This window comes from Streptomyces sp. NPDC058401 (assembly GCF_042722885.1).
Classification (GTDB): Bacteria; Actinomycetota; Actinomycetes; order Streptomycetales; family Streptomycetaceae; genus Streptomyces.
The window spans coordinates 21,990-33,280 of record NZ_JBHXKA010000089.1; the positions used below are offsets into that span (position 1 = coordinate 21,990).

An 11,291-nucleotide genomic window follows, 5' to 3' on the forward strand; every position below is an offset into this window, starting at 1 on the left:
CATGCCGCCCGTCTTCGCCCACGGCCGCCTCCGGCTCTACCTCCTCAAGCTGCTCGACGAGGCCCCGCGCCACGGGTACGAGGTGATCCGGCTGCTGGAGGAGCGCTTCCAGGGGCTGTACGCGCCCTCCGCGGGCACGGTGTACCCGCGCCTGGCCAAGCTGGAGTCCGAGGGTCTGGTCACGCACGCGACCGAAGGCGGGCGCAAGGTGTACTCGATCACCGACGCGGGCCGCGCCGAACTGGCCGACCGCGGCGGCGAACTGGCCGACCTGGAACTGGAGATCCGCGACTCGGTCTCCGAACTGGCCGCCGAGATCCGCGCCGACGTGAGCGGCGCGGCGGGCGATCTGCGGCGCGAACTGCGGGCCGCGGCCAATGCGTCGGCCACGCAGGTGGAGGACGAGTCCTGGAAGGCCGCCAAGGAGGAGCTCCGCAAGGCGAAGGCCGAGTGGAAGGAACAGGCGCGCCGCGCGAAGGACGAGAGCCGCCGCGCCCGCGAGGAGGCCCAGCAGGCGCGCCGGCAGGCCAAGGAGGCGCAGGAGCGGGCCCGCGAGGAGGTCCAGCGCATCGCCGGCCAGCTGCAGGAACAGTTCGCGAAGTCGGGCGGTGTCCTGGGCAGTCTGGCGGGAGCCTGGCTCGGCGGCTCCGGCTCCGGCTCCGGCTCGACGACGGCCCCGTCCGCCCCGTCCGCACCGACGGCGCCCTCCGCGCCGTCCGACCGGGCGGACGCCACGGCGCCCGCTTCCGACCCGGACTGGGCGCGTGACGTACCGCCGACGGGGGACCCGGCCCGCGACCTGGACCGGCTGCTGGACCGCTTCCGCGACGACATCCGCGATGCGGCCCGCGACCGGGGGATCAGCGACGACCAGCTGGCGCAGGCCCGTAGCCACCTCGCGGACGCGGCCGCCCGCATCGCCGCGGCCCTCGCCCCGAAGGGCTAGACCGCCTTATTCCGTCTTCGCCGCGGCCGACCCCTGTACGGCCGCGGCGAGACGGTTCAGTGCGCGTTGGTTCGGCGCACGACGGTTCAGCGCGCGGAGCCCGCGCGGCGCATCCGTGCGGCGAGCAGGAGTCCTGCGCCCGCGACGACTGCGGTGCCCGCGCCGCCCGCGATCCAGCCGGACTCACCGGCACCGGTGGTGGCGAGGTGCCCGCCGTTGCCGCCCTGGGGGGTGACGTCGGTGTTCCCCGTGTTGCTCCCGGTGCCGGGGGTGGTGCCGGGGGTGGTCGGAGTGGGGGTCGGAGTCGGGGTCGGCTTCTCCTTCTCCTTCTCCTTGTCCTCCTGGGCCTTCTTGTCCTTGGCGCGCGCCTCGTGCTGGCCCGTCTTCAGGAACTCGGCGCGGTCGGCGGGAGTGCCGTTGAGCGCCGCGAGGCCCGCCTTGACCAGCTCCGGGCCCCCGCCGTCGATGATCTGGGCGATCTCGACCCGGTTGTCCTGGTCGCGCAGCTGGTGCTGGCCCGTCTTCAGGAACTCGATGCGGTCGGCGGGAGTGCCCTTGAGGGCCTTCTTCGCGCCTTCCTTCAGGTTGGGGCCGGCGCCGTTGACCAGCCGGGCGATGTCGACCCTGTTGTCAGAGTCGCGCAGCTCGTGCTGGGTGACCTCGTAGAAGTGACGCAGCTCCTCCAGGGTCGCGTCGCTCCGCATGATCTGCTTGATCCCCTCCATCAGATCGGGGCCGGCGTCGGTCGCGAGGCGGGTGATGAGCACGCGGTAGTCGTCGCGGCGGATCACGTGCTGGTCGGTCTCGATGAACTTACGCATGGCCGCGGGGCCGTCGGCGATGGCCTTGAGACCGGCTTCCTTCATGTACTGGCTGGCCATCGGGTCGGCGATGATCGCGAGGATCGTCTTGCGGTCCTGCTCGGCCTGGGTGTCACCGGGCTGCTCGGCCGGGGTCTGCGCCGCCGGGGGCTGCTCGGCCGGCGGCTGCACCGCCGTGGGCTGGTCCGGCGCGGTCGGAGCCGTGGGGGTCGAGGGCGCGCCGGATTCCTCGCCGACGGCGAAGGCCGGGGACGACAGGAACACGGCCGGGGCCAGCGCGGAAATGGTGACCGCAGCGGCGATCCGGGACAACTTCACAGCAAAACCCCCAGGGGAGAAAGTTCTTTCGCAGTACGAGACCGTCCGGCCGCCCACATGGTTGTACGCAGCATCGAAGAACTTTCGGGGGAGTGCGACCGTCGCTCAGCCCGCCAGGGCCGCCTCGGCTCCCGCGTAGGTGACCCCGTGGTCCGTGAGGACCTCGGCGGCCGTTCCGGGGCGGGAGAGCAGTGAGAGGAGCAGGTGGAGGGTGGAGATGTGACGGTCCTTGCGGCCCACGGCGATGCGCAGGGACTGCTCCAGGACCTTCTTGGCGCCCGGGGTGAAGCGGGTGCGGGTGGAGCGGCTGCGGGGGACGGGGTCCGCCAGGGCGCCCTCGCCGTGGGTCTCCTCGACGCGGGAGACGATCTCCGTGAGGTCGATGCCGAGGCCCGCGAGGGCTTCCTCGTCCGCCTTGGACATGCCGCCCCGGCGGCGGGCCGCCGCCAGGTCGGCGGAGATCGCGGCCCGGTCGACGCCCAGCGGGTCGAGGGCGCCGAGGGCGAGCAGGGCGAGCAGCAGGTGCTCCTCGCCGACGCGCTGCGCCCCGGCCCGTTCGGCCTCGGCGACCGCGCCCGTCACGGTGGAGCGGGCGTCCTGGGTGAAGCGTTCGAACATCAGAGCCTCCCGTGCTTCTTGTGTACGGCCTGCCGGCTGACGCCCAGCTCGGCCGCGATCTCTTGCCAGGACCAGCCCTGTGCGCGGGCGCCGCGCACCTGTACGGCCTCCAGCTGCTCCAGCAGCCGCCGGAGGGCGGCCACGGCGCGCAGGCCCACGCGGGGGTCACGGTCACCGGCGCGTTCGGCCAGATCGGTAGCTTCCGTCATGGGTGTCAATGTAGGTTGACGCACGGGAGGATGTCAACCCACATTGACATCGGTGGCGGTGCCGGGCGCTAGACGGTGAGGACGATCTTGCCGAAGAGGTCGCCGGACTCCAGCTTGGCGAAGCCCTCGCGGGCCCGGTCCAGCGGCAGGGTCTCGTCGATCACCGGGCGGACGCCGGTCGCCGCGCAGAAGGACAGCAGGTCCTCCAGCTCGTCCTTCGAGCCCATCGTCGAGCCGACCACCTTGAGCTCCAGGAAGAAGATCCGGGTCAGCTCGGCGTGCGCGGGGCGGTCCCCGCTCGTGGCGCCCGAGATGACCAGGGTGCCGCCGGGGCGCAGGGACTTGACCGAGTGCGACCAGGTGGCGGCGCCGACCGTCTCGATGACCGCGTCGACCCGCTGGGGGAGCCGGGCGCCGGGCTCGTAGGCCTCCACGGCGCCCAGCTCGACCGCGCGCTTGCGCTTGGCCTCGTCGCGGCTGGTCGCGAAGACCCGCAGGCCGGCGGCCTTGCCGAGGACGATGGCGGCGGTGGCGACCCCGCCGCCCGCGCCCTGGACCAGGACGGAGTCGCCGGGGCGGACGCCGGCGTTGGTGAAGAGCATCCGGTACGCGGTGAGCCAGGCGGTGGGCAGGCAGGCGGCCTGTTCGAAGGAGAGCTCGGCGGGCTTGCGCAGGACGTTCCAGGCGGGGACGGTGACCTGCTCGGCGAAGGTGCCCTGGTAGCGCTCGGTCAGGATCGAGCGGGGCTCGTCGGGGCCGACCCCGTGGCCGCTCTGGCCGATGACGGAGTGCAGGACGACCTCGTTGCCGTCCTGGTCGATCCCGGCGGCGTCACAGCCGAGGATCATGGGGAGCTTGTCCCCGGAGAGGCCGACCCCGCGCAGCGACCACAGGTCGTGGTGGTTGAGGGAGGCGGCCTTGACGTTCACGGTCACCCAGCCGGGACGGGCCTGCGGGGCTGGGCGTTCGCCCAGCTCGAGGCCGTTCAGCGGCTGGTCACGGTCGATTCGGGCGGCGTAGGCAGCGAACATGGCCGCGAGGCTACCGCTCGGTAGCCCAGGGATCCAGGGGCCGCCCCGGACCCCGGTCCTCAAACGCCGGACGGGCTGGATGTGCGCCGGCGGAACCCCGGGGGTTCGAGCGCGGCCGGGTCCGGGAGACGGGAGAGGGGCCCGGCCGAATGGTTCGGCCGGGCCCCTCTTTCCGTGCGGTCAGCGCAGCGCTTACGCCAGGCGGGCCACGCCGTCGGCCTTGGCGGCCGCGGCGACCGCGGCCGTGACGGCCTCGGCGACGCGGGTGTCGAACGGCGAGGGGATCACGTAGTCGGCGGCGAGCTCGTCACCCACGACGCCGGCGATGGCGTCGGCGGCGGCGATCTTCATGCCCTCGGTGATCCGGGTCGCGCGGACCTTGAGCGCGCCCGCGAAGATGCCGGGGAACGCCAGCACGTTGTTGATCTGGTTCGGGAAGTCCGAGCGGCCCGTGGCCACGACCGCCGCGTACTTGTGCGCGACGTCGGGGTGGACCTCCGGGTTCGGGTTGGCCATGGCGAAGACGAAGCAGTCCTTCGCCATCGTCGCCACCGCGGCCTCGGGGACCGTACCGCCGGAGACGCCGATGAAGACGTCCGCGCCCGCGAGGGCGTCCTCCAGGGAACCGGTCTGGCCGGTCTTGTTCGTCAGGCCCGCGATCTCCGCCTTGACGTCCGTCAGGTCGGAGCGGTCGGCGGAGACGACGCCCTTGCGGTCGGTGACGCAGACGTCGCCGATGCCCGCGTCCACGAGGATCTTGGCGATCGCGATGCCCGCGGCGCCGGCGCCCGAGATCACGGCGCGCAGGTCGGCGAGGGTGCGACCGGTGAGCTTCGCGGCGTTGCGCATGGCGGCCAGCGTCACGATGGCCGTGCCGTGCTGGTCGTCGTGGAAGATCGGGATGTCCAGCGCCTCCTGGAGGCGGCGCTCGATCTCGAAGCAGCGGGGCGCCGAGATGTCCTCCAGGTTCACCCCGCCGAAGGACGGGGCGAGGCGGATCACGGTCTCGATGATCTCGTCCGTGTCCTTGGTGGCGAGCGCGATCGGAACCGCGTCGACGCCACCGAACTGCTTGAAGAGAATGGCCTTGCCCTCCATCACGGGGAGGGAGGCTTCCGGCCCGATGTCACCGAGTCCGAGCACGGCCGTACCGTCGGTGACGACGGCGACCACGTTGGACTTCCAGGTGTACTCGTTCACGAGCTCGGGCTGCTCGGCAATGGCGCTGCAGACCTTCGCAACGCCGGGCGTGTACGCCAGGGACAGGTCGTCCTTGTTGTGGACCGGCACGGTGGCCACGATGGCCATCTTGCCGCCCCGGTGCAGCGCGAACACCGCATCCGGGTTGTTGTCCGTCACGCTGTCGCTGCGAGGATTGACGATCTCCGCTGCCACTGTCTTAACCCCTTAAGTCTTTGAATCGTTGAGGGTGGCCACTCCTGGTTAAGGGGTGGGCGGGCACCGCGTCCGTCTTTGCGGCGACGGTTGTAGGCCCGTCTCCGCGAAGGGGAGGTTCGTACGCGCGGGCGCGCCGCACGCGCGCCCTGAGCCCCGGATGAGGGGTGTAAGGATCCGTTCTACCCCAAGAACACTCACCCAGACGAGTCGATTCCCGCTCGACCATAAGCCGCTTGTCCCGGTTTTGGCGAAAAGTCCAAACCTCTCTGTCCGATGGGCGAGACGCGCCGCAAATAGTGCGGCAAAAGGACCAGGTCACGGCCGTTCGTGCGGCTCTGAGGGGCCTTGTCCGCAGTCCTGTTGGGTACGAAGGGGCTGCCGTTATCCGATTTTGACCTGACGGGCTGCCTGAATGACTCAGTCCGAATGGCAAGATGCCCCTAATCACACAAGGTCGCGACACTCGATGGGGCGTGCCCGACCGCTTTTCGATGCTTTCCACCTGCCGGAGGAACCAGCTCATGACCGCAAGCACCACCCGCCGTACGACCGCCGCCCGGTCCCGGATCGCCGCGGTCGGCGCGATCGCGGTCGCCGGCGCCCTGATCCTCACCGGCTGTGGAGACCAGACCGAGAAGAAGGAGTCCGGGGACACCACGAAGCCCAACGCGGCCCCCCTCTTCTCCGCGCTGCCGAAGAAGATCCAGGACGCGGGTGTCATCAAGGTCGGCACGGACGCGGCGTACGCCCCGATGGAGTTCACCGAGGGCGGCAAGATCGTCGGTGTCGACCCCGACATCGCGGAGGCCCTGGGCAAGCAGCTCGGTGTGAAGTTCGAGTTCACCTCGGGCAGCTTCGACGGTCTGATCACCTCGATCTACTCCGGCCGCCAGGACGCGATCATGTCCTCGGTCTCGGACAACGAGAAGCGCCAGAAGGGCCTCGACGACGACGGCAAGCAGATCGGCAAGGGCGTCGACTTCGTCGACTACTTCTCCTCCGGCGTCTCGCTCCTCGTCAAGAAGGGCAACCCGCAGAACATCAAGACCCTCGACGACCTCTGCGGCAAGACGGTCGCCGTCCAGCGCGGCACGATCTACGAGGACACCTTCAAGGCGCAGGCCACGAAGTGCGGTGACAAGAAGCTCACCATCGAGGCCTTCGACACCGACGCCGAGGCCCAGACCCGCGTCAAGGCCGGCGGCGCCGTGGCCGACCTGAACGACTTCCCGGTCGCCGCGTACATCGCGAAGACCTCGGGCGGCGGCAACGACTTCGAGGTCGGCGGCGCGCAGTCCGACGTCGGTCTCTTCGGCATCGGCGTCAGCAAGGAGAACACCCAGCTGCGCGACGCCCTGAAGCAGGCCCTCGACGCGATCATCAAGGACGGCTCCTACGCCAAGGTCCTGGAGAAGTGGAACGTCAAGGACAGCGCCGTGCAGTCGGCGACGGTCAACGCAGGCAAGTGACCCGTGTGGACCGGTGGGCGCCCCGCGCCCCCGGTCCCTGGTTCCTGAGCTCCACTGAAGGGCAGTCATTGTGACTGACAAGATCGACAAGGATCCGGCCGCGACCCCGCCCGCCGGACCCGGCCCCTCGGGTACCCCGTACGAGGCCATCAAGGCAATCCCGGTGCGCCACTACGGCCGCTGGATCAGCGGCGTCGTGGTCATCGTCCTGCTGGCCTGGCTCGTCTACGCCTTCTCCCAGGGCAACGTGATCTGGAAGACGGTCGGAGACAAGCTCTTCGACCCCTCGATCATCGCCGGCCTCGGCAACACCGTGATCATCAGTGTGTCCGCGATGGCGCTGGGCCTGGTGCTCGGCATCCTCTTCGCGGTCATGCGGCTCTCGAAGAACCCGGTGACGAACACCGTCGCGTGGCTCTACATCTGGTTCTTCCGCGGTACCCCGGTCTACGTACAGCTGCTGGTGTGGTTCAACCTGTCGCTGATCTTCCAGTACGTGAACCTCGGACCGATCTACAAGCAAGAGACCGTCGAACTGATGACCCCGTTCATGGTCGCGCTCCTGGGCCTCGGCCTGAACGAGGGCGCGTACATGGCGGAGATCGTCCGTGCGGGCATCCAGTCCGTCGACGAGGGCCAGAGCGAGGCCTCGCACGCGCTGGGCATGACCCAGACGCAGACGATGCGCCGGGTGGTGCTCCCGCAGGCGATGCGCGTGATCATCCCGCCGTCGGGCAACGAGTTCATCAACATGCTGAAGACCTCGTCGCTGGTCTCCGCGGTCCAGTACACGGAACTGCTGAGGGCCTCGTCGAACATCGGGTCCACGGCAGGCGCCATCATGGAGATGCTGTTCGTCGCCTCCATCTGGTACCTGGCCCTGACCAGCGTGTTCAGTGTCGGCCAGTACTACCTGGAGCGCCGCTACGCCCGTGGTTCGCTGCGTTCCCTGCCGCCCACGCCGTTCCAGCGTCTGCGGGCCAACCTGAACATGTTCCGCCGTACGGAGGTGGCGAAGTGACCGCCCAGCCGATGGTCAAGGCCGAGGCCGTCCACAAGTCGTACGGCCCCGCCCACATCCTGCGGGGCATCGACCTCGAAGTCGCCCCGCGCGAGGTGTTCTGCCTGGTCGGCCCGTCCGGCTCCGGCAAGTCCACCTTCCTGCGCTGCATCAACCACCTGGAGCGCATCAACGCCGGGCGGCTCTCGGTCGACGGCCGGCTGGTCGGCTACCGGGAGAAGGCCGGCAAGCTCTACGAGCTGAAGGACAGCGAGGTCGCGGCCCAGCGCCGGGACATCGGCATGGTCTTCCAGCGCTTCAACCTCTTCCCGCACATGACGGCCATCGAGAACGTCATGGAAGCCCCGGTCATGGTCAAGGGCGAGAGCAAGGCGGTCGCGCGGGCGCGCGCCGTCAAGCTCCTCGACCGGGTCGGACTCGGCGACAAGGGCGGGAACTACCCCACCCAGCTCTCCGGCGGCCAGCAGCAGCGCGTGGCCATCGCCCGCGCGCTGGCCATGGAACCGAAGCTGATGCTCTTCGACGAGCCCACCTCGGCGCTCGACCCGGAGCTCGTCGGCGACGTCCTCGACGTCATGCGGGACCTGGCCGAGTCGGGCATGACCATGATCGTGGTCACGCACGAGATGGGCTTCGCCCGCGAGGTCGGCGACAACCTCGTCTTCATGGACGGCGGTGTCGTGGTCGAATCCGGCCACCCCCGCGAGGTCCTGGGCAACCCGCAGCACGACCGGACGAAGGCCTTCCTCTCGAAGGTCCTGTAGGACGGCGGCGTTCCACGCGCGAGGGGCGGTACGGGAATCCGTACCGCCCCTCACGCATGCCCGACCCGGTTTCCGACCCGGCTTCCGGGCCGTTCCCCGGGCCGGGACCTACTTCAGGGCCAGCACCAGCCCGTCCGAGGGGGAGCGCCAGACGGTACGGGCCTCCGCGAACCCGGCGCCGCGCAGCGCGGCCGCGTGCCAGGACTCCGGCGGGGTGTCGCCGTCGGCGTGCTCCCCGTAGATCTCGAAGCGGGCCCTCGTCGGCCCGGCGAGCTCGGGGTCGGCGGCCGCGAGCTCCCACCACTCGCGCCAGTCCAGCGCCCCGGCGGCCTTCGCCCGGTCCATGCCGCCGTGCCGGTGGGCGTGCTCGGCGGCGTTGATCCGGGGGGTGGCCGGGTCGGGCATGTGGTCGGCGTTCATGAACACCCCGCCGGCCCGCAGCAGGTCCGGCAGCTGCCCGTACAGGACGGCGAGGTCCTCACTGGGCAGCCAGTGCAGGGCGGTGGCCGTCAGCACGGCGTCGTAGGAGTCGTGGGGGAGGGCCGCGCGCCAGTCGGGGGCCTTGAGGTCGGCGGTCACGAAGGTGACGCGGGGGTCGCCGGCGAAGTGGCCCCGGGCGATCGTCAACAGTGCGGGGTCGAGGTCGACTCCCGTACTGGTGGATTCCGGGAACCTCTTGAGGACGCGGTCCGTGATACTTCCCGTACCGCACGCGAGATCGAGGATGCGGGGGGCGGTGCCGACCAGCGCCTCCACCATGTCCAGCATCACCCGGAACCGCTCCTCGCGGTCGGGCATGTACCACTCCTGCTGCCGGTCCCAGCTGTCCTGCCAGGCCTGCCAGTCGGATCGTGCCGCGGTATCGGTGCGTGCTGTATCCGCCACGCGTGCCTCCATGCGTAATACCCTCGAACATGTCTCAGCCGTTACCGGAGACACTAATCCGCAGCCGTAAGGACTACAAGTGGAACTGGCCCATTACTCGGACTACGCCGTGCGCCTGGTCAACACCGAGGAGCCGGCCCGCAACAAGGACTCGCTGACCTCCGTGGACGCCGTCCGCGCACTCTTCGGCGCCAGCGTGCAGATGGCCCGCCGGGTCACGGACGGTGACGTCACCCGCTTCCGCAACGTCCGCGGCCGGCTGCGCGGCGTCTTCGAGGCCGCCGACGGCGGGGACCACGTCCTCGCCGTCGACCTGCTGAACTCGCTGCTCATGGAGTTCCCGGTCAGCCCGCAGGTGTCGGGGCACGAGGCCATCGACGAGCACAGTGAGCACGGCGGCCCGAACTGGCACATCCACCTGGCCGACCACCCCTCCAACGCCTCCGCCGGCTACGCCGCGATCGCCTGCTTCGGGCTGGCCTTCCACCTCACCGCGCACGGCCCCGACCGGCTCGGCCTCTGCCAGGCGCCGCCCTGCCGCAACGCCTACCTCGACACCTCCACCAACCGCTCCCGCCGGTACTGCTCCGACCGGTGCGCCACGCGCGCCAACGTGGCCGCCTACCGCGCCCGCAAGCGGCTGGAGGCCGAGGAGTCCGCCCACAGCGGGCGCAGCGCCGACGAGGCCCAGGAGAGCCACGCCCTCAGCGAGCGCTGACCCTGCGCCGCGTGTTCCGGCCGGGGGCGCGGCCGGAAGCGGACCACCGCGGTCGCCAGCACGAGCTCGTCGGGGACCGCCCCGTAGTCCGTGCTGTCGCCCGTCTCGTTGTACGGGTTGTCGCCCAGCACCCACCAGCCGCCCGGCCGCCGCTCCGCCGCCCGCTTGACGACCAGCAGGTCCTGCTGGAACGGGTGGCGCAGCACCACCACGTGGCCCGGCCGCACGGGCGCCCCGTAGCGGACGAGCACCTGGTCCCCGTTCTCCAGGGTCGGCGCCATCGAGGGGCCCCTCACCTCCACGGTGCCGATCCGTTTCAACGGCGATTCCCACTCCCGCGTCCGGCCGCGCGAGCGACTGCTCCCCGCCATCCGTGACCTCCTCACCAGCCCTGGGGCACGTTTCGTGCCCCCCGCATGCTGCCGCACTCTCCCGTACATTCGGTCACCGGCCCGGGCACACCCCTGGACTTTTGTCCCAACCCCACGGGGGCGCCCGCGAAATCGTCTTTCTCACGGAGTAATCTCCCCCTTGAGAAGACGATCACGAGGAGGACAAACTCCATGCTTTCCCGCCTCTTCGCCCCCAAGGCGAAGGTCTCCGCCCACTGCGATCTTCCGTGCGGCGTGTACGACCCTGCCCAGGCCCGCATCGAGGCCGAGTCCGTCAAGGCCGTGCAGGAGAAGTACCAGGCCAACGACGACGCCGACTTCCGCGCGCGCGCCATCACCATCAAGGAGCAGCGCGCCGAGCTCGCGAAGCACCACGTCTCCGTGCTGTGGAGCGACTACTTCAAGCCGCCGCACTTTGAGAAGTACCCGCAGCTGCACACCCTGGTCAACGACACCCTGAAGGCCCTCTCGGCCGCCAAGGCGTCGAACGACCCGGCGACCGGCGCCAAGGCGCTGGAGCTCATCGCCGAGATCGACCGCATCTTCTGGGAGACGAAGGCCGCCTGATCGGACCCACCAGTCCGATCGGCCTCGTCCCGCGGGACGATGACGAAGGGGGCCCCCCGCCCCCCCGGCGGGGCCCCAAGGGGGGCGGCGGGGCCCGGGGGGGGGTGTGTTTTAAAAATAAACCAGCCCACCCA

General features: G+C 70.4%; 13 protein-coding genes. 6 read left to right on the plus strand and 7 right to left on the minus strand.

Annotation, left to right across the window (positions count from 1 at the left end):
* Window position 1: 1 nt before the first annotated feature.
* Window positions 2-946, plus strand: coding sequence for a helix-turn-helix transcriptional regulator (locus ACFWNV_RS27510; protein WP_383952185.1), 945 nt, complete (start codon window positions 2-4; stop codon window positions 944-946).
* A gap of 86 nt (window positions 947-1,032) precedes the next feature.
* On the opposite strand, the gene ACFWNV_RS27515 is transcribed toward ACFWNV_RS27510, so the two are convergent.
* The 5 genes from ACFWNV_RS27515 to ACFWNV_RS27535 all read right to left on the minus strand — a co-directional run bounded on the left by ACFWNV_RS27515 (window position 1,033) and on the right by ACFWNV_RS27535 (window position 5,338).
* Window positions 1,033-2,085 carry a hypothetical protein gene (locus ACFWNV_RS27515; RefSeq protein WP_383952187.1) on the minus strand — a complete coding sequence of 351 codons (1,053 nt, stop codon included), beginning with the start codon at window positions 2,083-2,085 and terminating at the stop codon, window positions 1,033-1,035.
* 105 nt (window positions 2,086-2,190) lie between these two features.
* Window positions 2,191-2,703 (minus strand): Clp protease N-terminal domain-containing protein, encoded by a 513-nt coding sequence (locus ACFWNV_RS27520; protein WP_383952189.1) that lies wholly within the window; start codon window positions 2,701-2,703, stop codon window positions 2,191-2,193.
* Entirely contained in the window at window positions 2,703-2,912 is a 210-nt protein-coding gene (locus ACFWNV_RS27525; RefSeq protein WP_243336126.1) for a helix-turn-helix domain-containing protein, read from the minus strand. The genes ACFWNV_RS27520 and ACFWNV_RS27525 overlap by 1 nt, the downstream gene beginning before the upstream one ends.
* 68 nt (window positions 2,913-2,980) lie before the next feature.
* Window positions 2,981-3,943: a zinc-binding dehydrogenase gene (locus tag ACFWNV_RS27530; protein ID WP_383952191.1), complete on the minus strand. Its 963-nt coding sequence runs from the start codon at window positions 3,941-3,943 to the stop codon at window positions 2,981-2,983.
* Between the two features lie 192 nt (window positions 3,944-4,135).
* On the minus strand, window positions 4,136-5,338 hold the full coding sequence (locus tag ACFWNV_RS27535; protein WP_383952193.1) for an NADP-dependent malic enzyme: 1,203 nt from the start codon (window positions 5,336-5,338) through the stop codon (window positions 4,136-4,138).
* Window positions 5,339-5,862: 524 nt separating this feature from the next.
* Here ACFWNV_RS27535 and ACFWNV_RS27540 point away from each other — a divergent pair.
* The 3 genes from ACFWNV_RS27540 (at window position 5,863) to ACFWNV_RS27550 (ending at window position 8,595) form a co-directional block, all read left to right on the plus strand.
* Window positions 5,863-6,810 (plus strand): ABC transporter substrate-binding protein, encoded by a 948-nt coding sequence (locus ACFWNV_RS27540; RefSeq protein WP_383952195.1) that lies wholly within the window; start codon window positions 5,863-5,865, stop codon window positions 6,808-6,810.
* A gap of 70 nt (window positions 6,811-6,880) precedes the next feature.
* On the plus strand, window positions 6,881-7,831 hold the full coding sequence (locus tag ACFWNV_RS27545; RefSeq protein ID WP_383952197.1) for an amino acid ABC transporter permease: 951 nt from the start codon (window positions 6,881-6,883) through the stop codon (window positions 7,829-7,831).
* A gap of 11 nt (window positions 7,832-7,842) precedes the next feature.
* On the plus strand, window positions 7,843-8,595 hold the full coding sequence (locus ACFWNV_RS27550) for an amino acid ABC transporter ATP-binding protein (RefSeq protein ID WP_383952208.1): 753 nt from the start codon (window positions 7,843-7,845) through the stop codon (window positions 8,593-8,595).
* A 108-nt stretch (window positions 8,596-8,703) separates the two neighbouring features.
* Here ACFWNV_RS27550 and ACFWNV_RS27555 read toward each other — a convergent pair whose 3' ends face one another.
* Window positions 8,704-9,492, minus strand: a complete 789-nt coding sequence (locus ACFWNV_RS27555) for a class I SAM-dependent methyltransferase (RefSeq protein WP_383952199.1) — start codon at window positions 9,490-9,492, stop codon at window positions 8,704-8,706.
* Between the two features lie 67 nt (window positions 9,493-9,559).
* On the opposite strand from ACFWNV_RS27555, the gene ACFWNV_RS27560 reads away from it, so the two are divergent.
* Complete coding sequence (locus ACFWNV_RS27560; protein ID WP_383952201.1) at window positions 9,560-10,198, plus strand: CGNR zinc finger domain-containing protein; 639 nt, start codon at window positions 9,560-9,562, stop codon at window positions 10,196-10,198.
* Here ACFWNV_RS27560 and sodX read toward each other — a convergent pair.
* The gene (gene sodX / locus ACFWNV_RS27565; protein ID WP_383952203.1) at window positions 10,102-10,569 is read right to left on the minus strand and encodes a nickel-type superoxide dismutase maturation protease; all 468 of its coding nucleotides are present in this window, start codon (window positions 10,567-10,569) and stop codon (window positions 10,102-10,104) included. The genes ACFWNV_RS27560 and sodX overlap by 97 nt on opposite strands.
* Window positions 10,570-10,761: 192 nt before the next feature.
* Between sodX and sodN the strand changes: the two genes are divergently transcribed.
* Window positions 10,762-11,157 (plus strand): superoxide dismutase, Ni, encoded by a 396-nt coding sequence (gene sodN, locus ACFWNV_RS27570; RefSeq protein WP_030709803.1) that lies wholly within the window; start codon window positions 10,762-10,764, stop codon window positions 11,155-11,157.
* Window positions 11,158-11,291 lie beyond the last annotated feature (134 nt).